Raw genomic sequence first — 16,621 nt, 5'->3', positions numbered from 1 at the left:
GCTATAGTTCCGGGTATGACGATTTCAGTAGCAGTGGCAGGGGCCACAGGATACGCCGGCGGAGAGATACTGCGCTTGCTGCTATCCCACCCTGCCTATCACTCCGGTGACCTGCGCATTGGTTCCTTGACGGGAAATTCCCAAGTGGGCCAGCGCGTCGAAGAAATTATGCCGCACCTGCCGCAACTGGCAGAGCGCGTTATCGCCGAAACGACACCCGAGGAACTTGCGGGACATGACGTCGTATTCTTGGGCTTGCCGCATGGACACTCGGCGCGGATCGCGGAGCAATTGGGCGATGAGGTAACCATCATCGATTGCGCCGCCGACTTTCGGCTCCGTAAGGAAAGCGATTGGAAAGCCTATTACGGCGGGAACTATGCGGGGCAGTGGCCGTACGGTATCCCGGAAATCCCGGAAAACAGGTCAAACCTTAAAGGCACAAACCGGGTAGCCGTGCCCGGATGTTTCCCCACGGCCATTACCTTGGGGGCACTGCCCGCTATTGCGCGAGGGCTAGTGGAATCCACCCTTTCCGTGATTGCCATCACCGGCGTCTCCGGAGCGGGAAAGAAGGCTTCCGTCGCGCAATTGGGCGCAGAGACCATGGGAAACGTCAAGGCTTATAAACCAGGCGGCACCCACCGGCATACCCCGGAAATCGTGCAGAACTTGCAACCATTTTCCCACGATGAGGTGTCCGTGAGTTTCACCCCGGTGCTTGCGCCCATGCCCCGCGGGATTCTGGCGACGATTACGGCGGAGCTGAAAGGGGGCATCGGCAAGCAGCAGGTGCGCACCGCATTTGAGGAATTCTATGCCGATGAGCCCTTCTGCCTAGTGCTGCCAGAAGGCCAACAACCGGAAACCCAGAACGTGGTGGGCACGAACATGGTGCATATCCAAGCCCACGTCGATGAAAATTCCCACCGCCTCATCATTACCGCGGCGCTAGACAATTTATGCAAGGGTACCGCCGGTGCCGCCGTGCAATGTATGAACCTTGCGCTGGGATGGACAGAAACTTTGGGATTGCCCCAAGCCGCAGTCGCCCCTTAGGGCTGCGCACAATACAGAGGAGGAAATGATGACTACACCAGGAATCACAGGACCCGCCGGATTCAGTGCCGGCGCGGTAAAGGCCGGAATCAAGCCTTCCGGAAAATCGGATTTAGCTTTGATCGTCAATGAGGGCCCGCGCTCGGATGCGGCGGCGGTGTTTACGCGCAACCGCGTGGTGGCTTCCCCAGTAAAGGTCTCCCGCGAGGCGGTAGCGGATGGCCAGTTGCGCGCCGTAGTCATCAACTCCGGCAATGCCAATGCGTGCAATGGCGCGCAAGGCGATGCCGATGCGCGCGCAATGGTGGACGCCGTATCTCATCGCACGGATATCGCTGTGAAGGATATTGCCATCTGTTCTACCGGGCTTATCGGCGAGCCGTTGCCCATGGAGAATGCGCTTGCGGGCATCGCTGACGTCGTGCACCACGTGGGTACGACTCCACAGCACGGCAATGATGCCGCCACAGCCATTATGACCACGGATACCGTCCCCAAGGAATCCGCTTTTGCAGGCGATGGATGGTCCGTGGGCGCTATGGGCAAGGGCGTTGGCATGATGGCGCCGTCGCTAGCCACGATGTTGGTCTGCATTACTACCGATGCCGTCGCTGACGCGGCGGTCCTCCAAAGCTCGCTGGAAAAGGCCTGCGCACAGACTTTTAATACCTTGGACGTGGACGGTTCAACCTCTACCAATGACACCGTGATTGTCATGTCCTCCGGGGCCTCCGGCGTACAGCCCAGCGAAGAAGAGTTGTACCAAGCAATCCTAGAGGTCTGCGCGGATATTGCGGATCAGCTCCAAGCCGATGCTGAGGGAGTGACAAAGCGCGTAAAGATCACCGTTGAAGGCACGGGCTCCGATGAGCAGGCGCTTAATGCCGCTCGCACCCTGGGCCGGGATAACTTATTCAAGTGCGCCATGTTCGGCTCCGATCCCAACTGGGGCAGGGTACTGGCCGCCGTCGGCATGGCGGATGCAGACATGGACCCAGACAACATCTCCGTCTATTTCAATGACCAGCCGGTATGCGAGCACTCGACGGGCGCGCCCGGGGCCCGCGATGTGGACTTGAGCGGGGCAGATATCGATGTCCGCGTGGATCTCGGCACCGGCGGTGAAGGTACGGCCTTTGTCCGCACGACGGACCTGTCCTACTCCTACGTTGAGATCAACTCGGCGTATAGCTCCTAGGAGGAGAAATGTTTCCCGGATTAAATAATCAAGAACGCGCTACGGTGCTGGCTGAAGCCCTGCCGTGGTTGCAACACTTCCGCGATAAAATCGTCGTCGTCAAGTATGGCGGCAACGCCATGGTGGATGAGGAACTCAAGGAAGCCTTTGCGGCGGATATGGTGTTTCTGCGCACCATCGGCGCAAAGCCCGTTGTCGTCCACGGCGGCGGCCCGCAGATCAATTCCATGCTGGATAAGCTCGGCATCGAAGGCGAGTTTAAGGGCGGTTTCCGCGTCACCTCGCCCGAAATCATGGATGTGGTGCGCATGGTCCTTTTTGGCCAAGTCGGCCGTGGACTAGTAAACCTCATAAACTCGCACGGGCCCTACGCCGTGGGCACAAGCGGCGAAGACGCTGGACTTTTCCGCGCCACCAAGCGGTTTGTGGACGTAGAAGGAGAGGCAACCGATATCGGCATGGTGGGCGATATCGTGGAGGTCAATCCGGCAGCCGTCAATGACATTATCGAAGCCGGCCGCATCCCGGTGGTCTCAACCATCGCGCCAGGAGCCGATGGCGAGGTATATAACATCAACGCCGATAGCGCCGCGGGTGCGCTGGCGAGCGCACTGGGAGCAGAACGCCTTGTCATCTTGACCAACGTGGAAGGCCTTTATACCGACTGGCCGAATAAAGATTCCTTAGTCTCCAAAATCGAAAGCGATGAGCTTACCGGTCTTCTTCCCGGCCTGAGCTCCGGCATGATTCCCAAAATGGAATCCTGCCTCAATGCCGTGCAGAGCGGGGTATCCGCCGCGCACGTCATCGACGGCCGAATAGGCCATTCCGTACTCCTTGAGCTTTTAACCCCAGGCGGCATTGGAACGATGGTCCTGCCCGATGATTACGAAAAGCACGATTATCCCGAAGGCACAGTGTTCAGGAAGGACGATATCGCATGAGCGCACAAGAAACATTAACCGGCCGATGGTCAGAAACGCTGGCCAATACCTACGGTGAGCCGCCACTCGGCTTGGTGTCCGGGGAGGGGGCTACCGTTACCGATGAGAACGGGAAAACCTACATTGACCTGCTGGCCGGCATCGCCGTGAATTCCTTGGGCTATGGCAATGCGGAGGTAGCAGATGCCGTTGCCAAGCAAAGCCGCACCCTTGTGCATACCTCCAATCTTCTTGCCACCCAACCTGTGCTCGACGCTGGGGCAAAGCTCATTGAGCGGGTAGGCGATAGCGACGCGCGCGTGTTTTTCTGCAACTCCGGCTCAGAGGCAAACGAAGCGGCATTCAAGCTCGCGCGGCTCACCGGTAGGCGGCGCATCCTCGCCGCGCACCATGGTTTTCACGGGCGCACAATGGGCTCTTTGGCCATGACTGGGCAGCCCGATAAGCAAAAGGCATTCCGCCCACTGCCAAGTGGCGTGGAATTTTATCCTTACGGCGATATCGACTACCTGCGCCAATTAGTGGAGCAAGACGCCGCGGATACCGCCGCCATCATTTTCGAGCCGATTCAGGGTGAGACCGGAATTATCCCCGCTCCCGCCGGTTTTATGCGGGCCGTTGCTGATTTATGCGATGAACACGGTATTTTGCTCATCGTCGATGAGGTCCAGGCCGGGGCAGGGCGCACGGGGCAATTCTTTGCGCACGAGTTTGAGGGAATTTCCCCCGATGTCATCACCATGGCCAAGGGCCTCGGCGCCGGATTGCCCATCGGCGCCACTATCACCCGCGGTCGCGCCAAGGATTTATTTCAGCCGGGTTCCCACGGGACCACCTTTGGCGGAAACCCCGTGGCGTGCGCTGCGGCCAATGTAGTACTCGATGCACTTGATGAGAAGTTCTTGAATGAGGTCTCCGCCAAGGGCGAGCACGTAGCGCAGCAAGTAGAAAAGATTTCCGGGGTCAGCGAGGTGCGCGGCCGCGGTCTTATGCTAGGTGTTGTATTAAATGCGCCGGTGGCTCGCGAGGCCGTCAAGCGTGGATTTGAGCAAGGGATAATCCTCAATGCCCCGAGCGAGAACGTTTTGCGCCTTACTCCGCCATTGGTCATTTCCCAGCAGGAAATTGATACTGCCCTAGAAAAGCTACGCACCGTTGTGGAGGAATTAGTATGAGCTTGCGCCATTTCTTAGCCGATGATGACCTTAGCCCGGAGGAACAAAAAGAAGTCCTCGATCTCGCGGTTAAGCTCAAGGCCGATCCATTCGCGCGGCGCCCGTTGGAGGGACCAAAGACGATAGCCGTCCTCTTTGATAAGACGTCCACGCGCACCCGCTTTTCCTTTGAAACCGGAATTGCGCATATGGGCGGCAGCGCCATTACCGTTGATTCTTCGGGCACGCAGATGGGCAAGGGCGAGTCCTACCAGGATACGGGCGCGGTCTTGTCCCGCTACGTGGAGGCCATCGTCTGGCGCACATATGCCCACGACAACCTGGAACAGATGGCGGAGACTTCGACGGTTCCACTGGTCAATGCGCTGTCTGATGACCTGCATCCCTGCCAAATTTTGGGCGATCTTCTGACCTGCCGGGAAAACCTTGGCGATCTTGCTGGCCGCAAGGCGGTCTATCTTGGGGACGGCAATAATAATATGGCTAATTCTTATATGATTGGCTTTGCTACCGCTGGCATGGATATTTCCATCATTTCGCCGGAAGGGTTCCAGCCTCGTCCCGAATTTGTCGAGCGCGCACGGCAGCGCGGCAACGTCACGGTTACCGATGACGTTGCGGAAGTAGCCGGCGCCGATGTAGTTATAACGGATACCTGGGTGTCTATGGGCCAGGAAAACGATGGGCAGGATAGGCGCACTCCGTTTTTGCCATATCAGGTCTCTAAAGACGTGATGGCAAAGGCAAAGCAAGACGCGATTTTCTTGCACTGCCTGCCGGCCTATCGTGGCAACGAGGTGACCGCAGAAGTCATCGACGGGCCGCAATCCCGAGTATTCGATGAGGCGGAAAACCGCCTGCATGCCCAAAAGGCACTGCTGGTGTGGCTACTCGATATTAATAAGGAGAACCGCTAGCGATGAGCACCCCGAGCACTCGAACTGCCCGGCAGGCAAAGATCTTGGAAATTTTGGATCGCAATCGCGTCACGAGCCAGGTGCAATTATCGGAGCTCTTGTTGGCAGAAGGCATCGATATCACGCAGGCCACGCTGTCGCGGGATCTTGATGAGCTGGGAGCGAAAAAGGTCAAGCGAGACGGTGGGCGCTCGTACTATATGGTCGCGGGCGAGCTGGAACAATTCGAGGATCAGGTGGGCGGACCGCGCGAGAAGTTGCGGCGCATGTTGGATGAATTGGTGGTTTCCCACGATTCTTCGATGAATATCGCGATGTTGCGCACGCCGGCGGGCGCAGCGCAGTACCTCGCCAGCTTTATCGATCGCGTGGGCCTGCACGATGTAGTGGGGTGCATCGCCGGTGATGACACCATCTTTGTGCTGGCACGCGAGGGGGTTACCGGTGCGGAATTGGCGGAAAAGCTGAAGACGCAGAAGATTTAAAAAATTGTGGCATTCTCACACCCGCTCGTATATTATTTAACTAACCGAATTTTTTTCAATTAATGAAGGAGTCTTAGCATGTCTGCACGCGTAGTCTTGGCCTATTCCGGTGGCCTCGATACCTCGGTAGCCATTCCATACTTGGCAAAGATGACTGGCGGCGACGTCGTGGCCGTCTCCCTTGACTTGGGTCAGGGCGGCGAGGATATGGAGTCCGTACGCCAGCGCGCGCTCGATTGCGGTGCGGTGGAGTCCATCGTTATCGATGCTAAAGATGAGTTTGCGGAGCAATATTGCGTGCCTACCATCAAGGCGAATGGCATGTACATGAAGCAGTACCCGCTGGTATCTGCCATTTCCCGCCCGCTTATTACCAAGCACCTGGTAAAAGCCGCCCAGGAGCACGGCGGAACGCACGTCTCCCACGGTTGTACCGGCAAGGGCAATGACCAGGTGCGCTTCGAGGTTTCCTTCCGCGCCCAGGATCCATCGCTAGAAATCGTCGCTCCCGCGCGCGATTATGCATGGACCCGCGATAAGGCCATTGATTTTGCGGAAGAGATTAACCTTCCCATTGAGCAATCGGCGGCCTCGCCCTTTTCCATCGACCAAAACCTGTGGGGCCGTGCGGTAGAAACCGGCTTCCTGGAGGATCTGTGGAACCCACCGACAAAAGATCTCTACGCATATACGGAAGACCCGGGCCTGGGCAATGCTCCGGATGAGATCATCATTTCCTTTGAGAAGGGTGTTCCGGTTGCCGTCGATGGCAAGAAGTTGACCCCGCTGCAGGTCATCGAAGAGGTCAATCGCCGCGCTGGTGCCCAGGGAATCGGCCGCCTGGACATGGTAGAGGACCGGTTGGTGGGCATTAAGTCCCGCGAGGTCTACGAGGCACCGGGTGCCATGGTGCTCATTCAGGCCCACGAGGCGCTGGAGGATGTCACCGTGGAGCGCGAGCTGGCACGCTACAAGCGCCTGACGGATGCACGGTGGTCCGAGGAGGTTTACGACGGCCTGTGGCACTCGCCGCTCAAGCGTTCTCTGGATGCCTTCATCGAGGAGTCCCAGGAGAACGTCACTGGCGATATCCGCCTGAGCCTGCACGCAGGTACCGCGACCGTCACCGGCCGCCGCTCCGGACAGTCGCTGTACTCCTTCGATTTGGCTACCTACGACACCGGCGATACCTTCGACCAGACCGCTGCAAAGGGCTTTGTCCAGTTGCACGGCTTGTCCACCCAGATTTCCAACCAGCGTGACCGCGACGGCGGTTTCCCCACCAGCGCAGAAAAATAGGCACCGATGGAACCACACAAGACTAACGAAGGTGCGCTCTGGGGCGGCCGGTTCTCCGGCGGCCCTTCCGAAGCGATGTTCGCCCTCTCGGTTTCCACCCATTTTGACTGGGTGCTTGCCCCTTACGACGTACTCGCCTCGAAGGCGCATGCCAAGGTGCTGCACAAGGCAGGGCTGCTTTCCGATGCCGACCTCGACACCATGCTTTCCGGACTCACCGAGCTCGGGGAAAAGGTAGCTTCGGGCGAATTTGTGCCAGCACCCACCGACGAAGATGTGCACGGCGCCATGGAGCGTGGCCTCATCGACATCGTTGGGCCCGAGGTAGGCGGCCGCCTGCGCGCGGGACGTTCCCGCAATGACCAAGTTGCCACGCTCTTTCGCATGTGGGTACGCGATGCCATCCGCGATACGACCCTGCAAGTCTCCGAGCTTGTCGATGCCCTAGCGGATCAAGCCGCCGCGCATCCCGAGGCCATCATGCCGGGCAAGACGCACTCCCAGGCCGCGCAGCCCATCTTGCTTGCCCACGAATTGTTGGGTCATGCCCAACCGCTGCTGCGCGATATTCAACGCTTGCAGGACTTGGATAAGCGGCTAGCCGTATCCCCGTATGGCTCGGGTGCGCTCGCAGGTTCCTCCCTGCAGCTTGACCCAGAAGCCATCGCCGTAGAGCTCGGATTTGATTCCGCTGCGGAAAACTCCCTGGATGGCACCGCATCTCGCGATTTTGCCTCGGAAACGGCCTTTGTGCTGGCGCAGATCGCAGTGGACATGTCCCGGCTGGCAGAAGAGATCATCTACTGGTGTACCCCAGAGTACGGCTACGTCACCTTGGATGACGCGTGGTCGACAGGCTCATCCATCATGCCGCAGAAAAAGAACCCGGATATCCCGGAACTTACCCGCGGCAAGACCGGGCGCCTGATTGGCAACCTCACGGGGCTGCTATCCACGCTCAAGGCACAGCCACTGGCTTATAACCGCGACCTGCAAGAGGACAAAGAACCCATCGTGGACTCGGTGGCGCAGCTCAATTTGTTGCTGCCATCGATGACCGGGCTCGTGTCCACCCTGTCCTTTAATGAGGACAGGATGCGCGAGTTGGCACCACGCGGATTCACCTTGGCCACCGACCTAGCAGAGTGGATGGTTCGCCAAGGCGTGCCCTTCCGCGAAGCACACGAAGCTTCCGGCGCGTGCGTACGCATCGCCGAAGAGCGGGGAGTGGACCTGGTGGATCTCACTGACGAGGAACTTAGGGGCGTCGACAAGCGGCTGACCCCAGAGGTGCGCGCGGTCCTGACCATTGATGGTGCGGTCGCTTCCCGCACAACCAAGGGCGGGACCGCCGGCGTTCGCGTTGCTGAACAGCGCGAAACCGTCCGCGAACATGCCGCTGCGGCGCGTGAGTGGGCTACCAAGCCAGTGCGCACGCAGAACTAGAAGGGCGACAGACAAGGTCCCTGGCTTATCTAGTAGATAAAAATGCCCTCATCAATGAGAGGATGGCATTCCATGAGACGTTGCGGGTTGGCCCTTTATGCCGCCTGCGACGTTGTGCAACGTGATGCCGCGCCGTTCGGCATCCTCGGCGAAAGCTGAGATGAAGCTGGCCGAGCGCTTGCCGGAGGCGCAGTACACCCACGCTTCGCTAAGCCCCTCGGCCTGCAGGGAATCGAGGAGGCAGCGCGCTGCCTCTGGATCTTCCAGCCACACGGAGGTTGGTAAGTGGTAATGCTTGGCAGTGGAGTCAAAGAAGAAATCATCGATGGCGGCTTCACTGATTTCGCGCACATCGATGGCCGCGGCGCCATCGCGTAGCTTGTCGAAGATCTCGGCATCGGTATCATCGTCCTCCGGCACGGCACAAGCTCCGCCACCGTAGTCATGCTGCAACTGGGTGGTTAGTTCGCGTGCTGGGTCGCGGGGCACGTGGAAGTGGTCGATGGAGGCGGTTAGGGCATTGTAGATGCTTAGCAGGCCCACCCGGTCGCGGTTCATGCCCGTTGCGAACTGGATCAGCTCGGTGGACATCAGGCCCGCGACCACGCTGGTGGTCACGCCCAGCACGCCGGCGGTGGCGCAATCAGGCACGGAATCGGGGTCGGGTTGCAGGGGATAGAGGTCGCGCATGCCCACGCCCGACTCGGCGCCGGGCCCGGACCACCACACTGCGCAGTCGCCCCGAAAACGCAGCACCGAGCCCCATACCAGCGGGGTGCCCGTGATCTCCGCGGCATCGGCTGCTAGGAACTTGGTGGCAAAAGTATCAGAACCATCCACTAGGATGTCCACTCCACGGAGGTAGTCCACGGCATTGTCAGCGGTGAGTCGGTCGCGAATCGCATGCACCACGATGCCCGGCTGCAGTTGCTGGAGCCTTTCGGCCGCGACGTCCACCTTGGGCTTACCCACATCGTGGGCGCCGAATAGGATTTGGCGGTGGATATTGGTCAGATCCACCGTGTCGTCGTCGATCACTGAGATCTCACCCACGCCGGCGGCAGCCAGCTGCTGCATCAGGGGACAACCCAAACCACCAGCGCCAATGACTAAGACGTGGGTAGCGTGCAGTGCCTCTTGCTGGGCGATGCCGAAGCCGGGCAACAGCGTTTGGCGGGCAACCCTGTGCAACTCTTCGCGGGGAAGTTCGCTCATTACAAGACCTTGTCTTCCCAGCTAGCCAGCCCCTCGAACGATGACGAGGCCACGGCGTGCTGCCGTTTGGGAATGCGCCCGGCTTGGCGGGCCAACCGGCCGCCTTCCACGGCGTATTTCATTGCAGTGGCCATTGCCAGGGGATCCTGGCAGCGGTTGATAGCGCTGGCGAGGAGAACGCCGTCGCAGCCCAGCTCCATAGCCAGTGCAGCATCGGAGGCCGTGCCCACACCGGCATCCAGCAGTACGGGCACGTGTGTACGCGAACAGATCAGCTCGATATTGTGTGGATTCAGGATACCCAGGCCCGTACCGATGGGCGAGCCCAAAGGCATCACCGCATCCACGCCGACGTCTTCTAGCCGCTTGGCGATGACCGGATCGTCGCTCGTATATGCCAGCACCACGAATCCTGCGGCAACCAGCATCTCGCAAGCATCTACGAGCTCGACCACGTCCGGCAAAAGCGTGCGATCATCCGCGATAACCTCCACCTTCACCCAATTGGTACCAAGCGCCTCGCGGGCTAGCTTGGCTGTAGTTACGGCATCGCGGGCGGTGCGGCACCCGGCAGTGTTGGGCAGCACGTCAATATTCAATCGCTGTAAGAGCTCGAAGATGGATTCCCCACCGGAACTCGTGGCACTGTGCCGACGCATGGCCACGGTGGTCAGCTGCGTACCACTGGCAACCAGGGATTGTTCCAACATAGCCTGGCTGCTGGCACCGCCGGTTCCCATTACTAGGTGCGAATCGAAGTGTTTATCTGCGATAGAAAGCATGGTGAAAGCTCCTAACCGCCCTGCACGGCGACAAGGATATCCAATTCATCGCCGTCGGTTACTTCATAAGACCAGTTGCTGGCGGGAACCACGTCGCCATTTACGGCCACGGCCACGCCCTTGGGCGAGGCATTGCCAGTTTCTGCTTCTACGATGGCGGCCACGGTGATATACCTATCGCTGTTGCGTGGTTCTCCATTAACCGTGTATTCCATGGTGCGTATTCCTTTCGTTTTTGGCTATCGGGCGTGGCGCAGCGGATCGCAGGCCGAGATGTCCATCCCCGGGGACGTGCCCAGCCCCAACTGGACTCCTACCTTAGCCCCGAAGGCGGACAGGAGGATTCCGTGGCGGAAGTATCCGGTAGAGACCACCAGCCCGTCGCGTATTTTGCCTAGGTAGGGCAGGTCATCGGGGGTGCCGGGTCGGACTCCAACGATCGCTTCGATAAACTCGCACTCTTCCAGCCCAGGGACCACGCGGATGGCATCGCGCAGCAGTGTGTACACACCGTCTACGGCAGGCCCCTTACGGTTATCTTCGCGGCTGGTCGCCCCGACGGCGATGGTGCCATCGGTACGGGGGATGGCATACACCGGCCGGTCTTCCACGAACGCGCGCACCACCCGGGTCAGCGGCTCGCCGCTGGTGTGCACTATTTCTTCTGGCACCCGCAGTCGCAGCATGTCGCCGTACACCGGCCGAAGTGCTAGGGGATTGGCGCCCTCGAACCAGCCGTCCACGTCCTTAGCCCCCAGCCCGTTGCAGAGGTAGATCATTCCGGCGGTGACCATGCGGGCATCGGCAAGCTGCACATTTTGGCCGTCGATGCGCGTTGCTGCAGTGGACATAAAGCGAACCCCAGCGTGCAGCAGGTACTCCTGCAGGCAGGAGCCGAACATGCGCGGGTTGATCTGATGGTCGCCCGGGATTTCCACCGCGGCCGCCAGTTGGGGACTGAGCCCCGGCTCAAGCTTTCGGGCTTGCCGCAATGGCAGCGCGTGGGCATCCATGCCGTGTTTCTGTTGCAGCGCCAGCAGTTCGCGGATGTGTAAGCCATCGGCGCGGTCAGCCCCTACCACCAGGGTGGATTCACTGCGGTGGCCGGTCGGCGCTGAGGTTTTGCCACCCAACCTGGCCAGTAGGTCAGGGAACATCTCGCCCGAAGCCACCATCAGCGGGTACAGCGGTTCTTGCCTGTATTGCACTTCCGCAACCGGAGCCAGCATGCCGCCGGCCACGAACGTGGCGCCACTGATGGGCTGGGGATCTACTACTAGGATTTTCTGCGGGTCCACGCCCGCATCTACCAGTTCGAATGCGGTGGACAGCCCGATGATTCCTGCGCCGATTATGGCGTGCTCGGTATTATTCATGGGAGCCGTTTGCTGCGTTCGCGTTCGCCCGATCGAAGGCATCGACAACCGTGGTTGCCAGCGCAGCTGGATCATCGGAGTCCATAAAGGCACGCACAATCGCCACTCCAGCCACACCGGTTTGGGCCAGCGCTTCGGCGTCGGCGGCCTGCACGTCTCCAATTGCCACCACAGGAACGGCCGATGCACTCACGAGTGGGGGATAACCATCCAACCCCAGCGGGGTGCGGCCGGAGGTCTTCGTGGGCGTGGGGCGGAACGGGCCAGCTCCGATGTAGTCGATCACATCGGCGTACTCGTTAGCAGCCTGCACTAGATCAAGGGTGCCGGTAGTCAGCCCGATGATCGCATCCTCGCCAAGGATTCGCCGCGCCAAGCGTGGGTCCAGGTCGTCCTGGCCGATGTGCACGCCGTGGATGTTGTACTCGCCCATGAGCGCGGCGGCTACGTCGACTCGGTCATCGATAAGCACACGCGTCGCCGGATTGGCTTCCTCGACTGCCGCGGCAACGTCGATGGCCAGGGCGGTCAAATCGCGCACGCTGATGGGCTTGCTGCGAACCTGAATCACGCCCGCGCCACCGGCGGCTGCTGCCGCGGCAACCTGTACGACCTTTTCCTGCGGTGCGCCCGTCACGTGGTAACACCGCAGGTCCAGTTGCTTACCGTGCACTGTGTCCCGCTGCTTCCTTTTCCAAGTCCTCAGCTACTTCCTTGGCCTCGCTGCGGTTCAGATACAGCTTGGAACCCGCGCGGCGGAACTCCTCGGCCATTTCTTCTTCGCCTTCGGCATTTGAGACGCCCTCTTCGTCCACACTCTGGCGGCCAAAGCCCGGCAAGCCGAGGTCCTTGACCAGCGATTGCTCGTGGTCGGTGGCCAGAGCCTCGTCGATCTTCTCACCAAATGCGTCGCGGATGTCCTGGCTGATGCGCATGGAGCAGAATTTCGGTCCACACATCGAGCAGAAGTGGGCGGTCTTTGCCGGCTCCGCGGGCAGGGTCTCGTCGTGGTAGGACTGGGCGGTATCCGGGTCCAGGGACAGGGCGAACTGGTCGTGCCAGCGGAACTCGAAGCGGGCCTTGCTCATCGCATCGTCCCACTCGTGGGCACCCGGGTGGCCCTTGGCGACGTCCGCGGCGTGGGCCGAGACCTTGTAGGTGATCACGCCGGTCTTCACATCGTCCTTATTCGGCAGGCCGAGGTGCTCCTTCGGGGTGACGTAGCACAGCATCGCGGTACCACCCATGGCGATATTAGCCGCACCGATGGCGGAGGTGATGTGGTCGTAGCCGGGAGCAATGTCGGTGACCAGCGGTCCCAGGGTGTAGAACGGCGCACCGCCGCACCATTCCTGCTCCTTTTCGTTGTTGACCTGCACCATGTTTAGCGGTACGTGGCCCGGGCCTTCGACCATCACCTGCACGTCGTATTCCCACGCGCGGTGGGTCAGCTCGCCGATGGTCTTCAGCTCGGCGAACTGGGCTGCGTCGTTGGCGTCGGCGATAGAACCTGGGCGTAAGCCATCACCGAGTGAGAACGCGACGTCGTATTTGGCGAAGATCTCGCACAGCTCGTCGAAGTTCTCATAGAGGAAAGATTCCTTGTGGTGTGCCAGGCACCAGCCAGCCATGATGGAACCGCCGCGGGAGACGATGCCGGTCACGCGCTTGGTGGTCAGCGGCACGAAGGGCAGGCGCACGCCGGCGTGGATCGTCATGTAGTCCACGCCCTGCTCGCACTGCTCGATCACGGTATCGCGGAAGATTTCCCAGGTCAGGTCCTCGGCGACGCCGTCGACCTTCTCGAGTGCCTGGTAGATCGGCACGGTACCGATCGGCACCGGCGAGTTACGCATGATCCACTCGCGGGTGGTGTGAATGTCGTTACCGGTGGATAGATCCATCACGGTATCTGCGCCCCAGCGGGTAGCCCAGCGCAGCTTGTCCACCTCTTCGCGGATGGAGGAGGTCACTGCGGAGTTGCCGATATTGGCGTTGATCTTCGTGTTGAAGGCATTGCCGATGATCATCGGCTCGGACTCCGGGTGGTTGATGTTGTTCGGGATGATCGCCTTACCGGAGGCAACCTGCTCGCGCACTTTTTCTACATCGCAGTGCTCGCGCAGTGCGACGTATTCCATCTCCGGGGTGATAACACCCTGGCGGGCGTAGTGCATCTGGGTTACGCGCTTGCCATCCTTGGCCCGCAGCGTCTCGCGGCTGACGCCCTTCCACTCGTCGCTGGCCTCGCCACGCTTGAGGGCGCGGTTACCGTCGTCCAGCAAGTTGCGACGACGCCCCTCGTAGGCCTCCACATCTCCGCGGGCTTTGATCCACTCGCTGCGCAGGGCCTCTAGGCCTTCGGTTGGCTCGGCCCACGGACCGCGGGTGCGGTAGAGCTTCTGCGGTGCGTTCGGTCCCGTCGGGGAATCATCCAGCTGCACCTCGGTCTCCGGCACCTGCAGGGTGAAGGTCTTACCGAAGGATTCCACCTGCTTCTCGATGGGGGCGAAGCTGTGCTTCGGGTGGATTTCCGCACCATATTCGTCGTTCGGAATGGTGGTACGGGTGTGTTGGGTAGACGTATCCGTCATAGTTGACTCTCCTCATTCTTCCTTCGCTGGTTCTAACCAGGCAGGTTCTAGCGGTACTCGCGCGGGCATACAGCGCGATCTCAGCTCGATACCTCGAGCGCCCGTGTTCGGTTGCACTTCCTACTGTAACGCACAGCACCCGCGTATTAAGTCCTAGGGCGGACGGTTTTTCGGGCAGCCTCAATGAGCAAAGTAGAAAAGCGTTAAACAACTCCAGAGAGGCTCTCGGTGTGATGGCTGGGGCACGGGTTAGACTTAGCAGCATGATTGATCAGAAGCTCCTAGAGATCCTCGCGTGCCCGATCGACAAGCAACCGCTGGAGGATCACGGCGACTATTTGGTTAACCCCAGGCTGAACAAGGCCTATCCGGTGCAGGATGGCATTCCGGTCCTGCTGGTGGACGAGGCCAAGGACTGGCCCATTGGGTCCAAGTAACTAGAGCCACACGCTCTGGAAAAGCAGACACTTAGATAATTAGGGAACAGGGGAACACCTACGTATGACTAACAACACGAACATTGTTGACGAACTGGAATGGCGCGGGCTCATTAACCAGTCCACGGATTTGGAGGCTTTGAAAGAGGCCACAGAGAACCCGATCAGCTTGTACTGCGGTTTCGATCCGACGGGTAGCTCGCTGCACGCTGGGCACCTGGTACCACTGATTATGCTGAAACGCTTTCAGCAATTCGGCCACCGTCCAATCGCGTTGGCCGGTGGTGCGACGGGAATGATTGGTGACCCACGTGATGTTGGGGAGCGTTCTATGCTCACGGAAGAGCAGATCGCAGAGAATATGCAGATGATCAAGACCCAACTGGAATCTTTCGTGGACTTCACCGATTCGGGCGAGGTTGCAAGCCCAGCGGTGATGGTGAACAACGCGGACTGGATTAGCCAGATCAACGTCATCGAGTACCTGCGCGATATCGGTAAGAATTTCTCGCTGAACACCATGCTGGACCGCGATACGGTTAAGCGCCGCTTGGAATCCGATGGCATTTCCTACACCGAGTTTTCCTACATGCTGCTGCAGGCTAACGATTTTGTGCACCTACACAATGAGTACGACTGTGTCCTGCAGATTGGTGGTGGCGACCAGTGGGGCAACATCGTTTCCGGTGTGGATCTGAACCGGCGCGTGAACGGTGCGAAAGTCCACGGCCTGACGGTACCGCTGGTGACGGATGCCGAGGGTAATAAGTTCGGCAAATCCACCGGCGGCGGCAAGCTATGGTTGGATCCGCAGCTGACCAGCCCATACTCCTGGTACCAGTACTTTATTAATGCTGGAGACGCGGTGGTTATCGATTACCTGCGTTGGTTTACATTCTTGACTCAGGAGGAGATCGCGGATCTGGAGCGCAAGGTAGAGGAGGAACCCTACAAGCGTGAGGCGCAGCGAGTGTTGGCACGAGAAATGACCACACTGGTCCACGGCGCACAAGCCACCGAAGCAGTGGAGCTGGCCTCCCAAGCTCTGTTCGGTAAGGCGGAGTTGCAGGATTTGGACGAGGCCACGCTGTCTTCTGCATTGCAGGAGACCGAGGTAGCGGAGGTCAGCTCGGATGCCACGATCCTGGATCTATTGGTTTGTGCGGGCTTGGAGAAATCGAAGGGTGCCGCGCGCCGCACTGTGGGTGAAGGCGGTGCATACGTGAACAACCAGCGCATCGAGGACATCGAATGGTCTCCGTCTTCCCAAGACCTCCTGCATGGCTCGTGGCTGGTGTTGCGCAAGGGCAAGAAGCGCTTCGCCGGGGCACGGGTTGTGAATCCTTCCTAATGCCGTCACGCTTTCTGCCAATAAGGTAGCTAAATGATCCCTTGGTAATGGTTTTGACCATTTACCAGGGGATTTGTGTGTTTTTAGGTGTGGGGTGTAGCTTTATCCAAGTCGCCGAGAGGTAGCCGGTTGGTTACTTTTTAGTGACTTTTTGTACTGACTTGGCTCAAGGATTTGACTTGGTTCAGTTTGTTGGGTAGGTTAGTAAGAACCGCCGCTGAGAGGTTAACGTTTGGTTAACTTTCTTGTGGTGTGTGGATGTTGTTTGAGAACTCAATAGTGTGCCAATGTACTTATTTTTTATTTTTGTGTGCATGGTTGTGTGTTGATTGGTCTGTTGGCC

General features: G+C 59.4%; 16 protein-coding genes. 10 read left to right on the top strand and 6 right to left on the bottom strand.

What is annotated here, in order from left to right:
- Positions 1–15: 15 nt before the first annotated feature.
- From argC to argH, 8 genes are all read left to right on the top strand, one after another.
- Positions 16–1,059 carry an N-acetyl-gamma-glutamyl-phosphate reductase gene (gene argC, locus ABRP86_RS08610; RefSeq protein WP_349853208.1) on the top strand — a complete coding sequence of 348 codons (1,044 nt, stop codon included), beginning with the start codon at positions 16–18 and terminating at the stop codon, positions 1,057–1,059.
- A 28-nt stretch (positions 1,060–1,087) separates the two neighbouring features.
- Entirely contained in the window at positions 1,088–2,257 is a 1,170-nt protein-coding gene (gene argJ, locus ABRP86_RS08605; RefSeq protein WP_349853229.1) for a bifunctional glutamate N-acetyltransferase/amino-acid acetyltransferase ArgJ, read from the top strand.
- 8 nt (positions 2,258–2,265) lie between these two features.
- Positions 2,266–3,201 carry an acetylglutamate kinase gene (gene argB, locus ABRP86_RS08600; protein ID WP_349863736.1) on the top strand — a complete coding sequence of 312 codons (936 nt, stop codon included), beginning with the start codon at positions 2,266–2,268 and terminating at the stop codon, positions 3,199–3,201.
- Positions 3,198–4,376 carry an acetylornithine transaminase gene (locus tag ABRP86_RS08595; RefSeq protein WP_349853212.1) on the top strand — a complete coding sequence of 393 codons (1,179 nt, stop codon included), beginning with the start codon at positions 3,198–3,200 and terminating at the stop codon, positions 4,374–4,376. The genes argB and ABRP86_RS08595 overlap by 4 nt, the downstream gene beginning before the upstream one ends.
- Positions 4,373–5,293 (top strand): ornithine carbamoyltransferase, encoded by a 921-nt coding sequence (gene argF / locus ABRP86_RS08590; RefSeq protein ID WP_349853213.1) that lies wholly within the window; start codon positions 4,373–4,375, stop codon positions 5,291–5,293. Before ABRP86_RS08595 ends, argF begins: the two co-directional genes overlap by 4 nt.
- Positions 5,294–5,295: 2 nt before the next feature.
- Positions 5,296–5,778: an arginine repressor gene (locus ABRP86_RS08585; protein ID WP_349853214.1), complete on the top strand. Its 483-nt coding sequence runs from the start codon at positions 5,296–5,298 to the stop codon at positions 5,776–5,778.
- A gap of 78 nt (positions 5,779–5,856) precedes the next feature.
- Positions 5,857–7,077, top strand: coding sequence for an argininosuccinate synthase (locus ABRP86_RS08580; protein ID WP_005280338.1), 1,221 nt, complete (start codon positions 5,857–5,859; stop codon positions 7,075–7,077).
- Between the two features lie 6 nt (positions 7,078–7,083).
- Entirely contained in the window at positions 7,084–8,523 is a 1,440-nt protein-coding gene (gene argH, locus ABRP86_RS08575) for an argininosuccinate lyase (RefSeq protein WP_349853216.1), read from the top strand.
- Positions 8,524–8,574: 51 nt separating this feature from the next.
- On the opposite strand, the gene ABRP86_RS08570 is transcribed toward argH, so the two are convergent.
- The 6 genes from ABRP86_RS08570 to thiC are packed head-to-tail and all read right to left on the bottom strand — an operon-like array spanning position 8,575 to position 14,490.
- A complete protein-coding gene (locus ABRP86_RS08570) occupies positions 8,575–9,738 on the bottom strand; it encodes a ThiF family adenylyltransferase (protein ID WP_349853217.1) in 1,164 nt (387 codons plus the stop codon).
- A complete protein-coding gene (locus ABRP86_RS08565) occupies positions 9,738–10,520 on the bottom strand; it encodes a thiazole synthase (RefSeq protein ID WP_349853218.1) in 783 nt (260 codons plus the stop codon). Before ABRP86_RS08565 ends, ABRP86_RS08570 begins: the two co-directional genes overlap by 1 nt.
- Before the next feature lie 11 nt (positions 10,521–10,531).
- A complete protein-coding gene (gene thiS, locus ABRP86_RS08560; protein WP_349853219.1) occupies positions 10,532–10,735 on the bottom strand; it encodes a sulfur carrier protein ThiS in 204 nt (67 codons plus the stop codon).
- Between the two features lie 24 nt (positions 10,736–10,759).
- On the bottom strand, positions 10,760–11,896 hold the full coding sequence (gene thiO / locus ABRP86_RS08555; RefSeq protein WP_349853220.1) for a glycine oxidase ThiO: 1,137 nt from the start codon (positions 11,894–11,896) through the stop codon (positions 10,760–10,762).
- A complete protein-coding gene (locus ABRP86_RS08550; RefSeq protein WP_349853221.1) occupies positions 11,889–12,569 on the bottom strand; it encodes a thiamine phosphate synthase in 681 nt (226 codons plus the stop codon). The genes thiO and ABRP86_RS08550 overlap by 8 nt, the downstream gene beginning before the upstream one ends.
- Positions 12,559–14,490 (bottom strand): phosphomethylpyrimidine synthase ThiC, encoded by a 1,932-nt coding sequence (thiC, locus tag ABRP86_RS08545; RefSeq protein WP_349853222.1) that lies wholly within the window; start codon positions 14,488–14,490, stop codon positions 12,559–12,561. Before thiC ends, ABRP86_RS08550 begins: the two co-directional genes overlap by 11 nt.
- Before the next feature lie 263 nt (positions 14,491–14,753).
- On the opposite strand from thiC, the gene ABRP86_RS08540 reads away from it, so the two are divergent.
- Positions 14,754–14,927 (top strand): Trm112 family protein, encoded by a 174-nt coding sequence (locus ABRP86_RS08540; RefSeq protein WP_034656461.1) that lies wholly within the window; start codon positions 14,754–14,756, stop codon positions 14,925–14,927.
- A gap of 64 nt (positions 14,928–14,991) precedes the next feature.
- Entirely contained in the window at positions 14,992–16,278 is a 1,287-nt protein-coding gene (tyrS, locus tag ABRP86_RS08535; RefSeq protein ID WP_349853223.1) for a tyrosine--tRNA ligase, read from the top strand.
- The last annotated feature ends 343 nt before the right edge of the window (positions 16,279–16,621 follow it).

Source organism: Corynebacterium sp. KPL3927, from assembly GCF_040225835.1.
GTDB lineage: Bacteria > Actinomycetota > Actinomycetes > Mycobacteriales > Mycobacteriaceae > Corynebacterium.
Note: the sequence above shows the minus strand (reverse complement) of the source record. Positions and strands in the feature narration are given on the sequence as shown.

Coding starts and splice junctions, on each gene's coding strand:
- argC (WP_349853208.1), top strand. CDS start 16: ATGACGATTTCAGTAGCAGTGGCAGGGGCCACAGGATACGCCGGCGGA.
- argJ (WP_349853229.1), top strand. CDS start 1,088: ATGACTACACCAGGAATCACAGGACCCGCCGGATTCAGTGCCGGCGCG.
- argB (WP_349863736.1), top strand. CDS start 2,266: ATGTTTCCCGGATTAAATAATCAAGAACGCGCTACGGTGCTGGCTGAA.
- ABRP86_RS08595 (WP_349853212.1), top strand. CDS start 3,198: ATGAGCGCACAAGAAACATTAACCGGCCGATGGTCAGAAACGCTGGCC.
- argF (WP_349853213.1), top strand. CDS start 4,373: ATGAGCTTGCGCCATTTCTTAGCCGATGATGACCTTAGCCCGGAGGAA.
- ABRP86_RS08585 (WP_349853214.1), top strand. CDS start 5,296: ATGAGCACCCCGAGCACTCGAACTGCCCGGCAGGCAAAGATCTTGGAA.
- ABRP86_RS08580 (WP_005280338.1), top strand. CDS start 5,857: ATGTCTGCACGCGTAGTCTTGGCCTATTCCGGTGGCCTCGATACCTCG.
- argH (WP_349853216.1), top strand. CDS start 7,084: ATGGAACCACACAAGACTAACGAAGGTGCGCTCTGGGGCGGCCGGTTC.
- ABRP86_RS08570 (WP_349853217.1), bottom strand. CDS start 9,738: ATGAGCGAACTTCCCCGCGAAGAGTTGCACAGGGTTGCCCGCCAAACG.
- ABRP86_RS08565 (WP_349853218.1), bottom strand. CDS start 10,520: ATGCTTTCTATCGCAGATAAACACTTCGATTCGCACCTAGTAATGGGA.
- thiS (WP_349853219.1), bottom strand. CDS start 10,735: ATGGAATACACGGTTAATGGAGAACCACGCAACAGCGATAGGTATATC.
- thiO (WP_349853220.1), bottom strand. CDS start 11,896: ATGAATAATACCGAGCACGCCATAATCGGCGCAGGAATCATCGGGCTG.
- thiC (WP_349853222.1), bottom strand. CDS start 14,490: ATGACGGATACGTCTACCCAACACACCCGTACCACCATTCCGAACGAC.
- ABRP86_RS08540 (WP_034656461.1), top strand. CDS start 14,754: ATGATTGATCAGAAGCTCCTAGAGATCCTCGCGTGCCCGATCGACAAG.
- tyrS (WP_349853223.1), top strand. CDS start 14,992: ATGACTAACAACACGAACATTGTTGACGAACTGGAATGGCGCGGGCTC.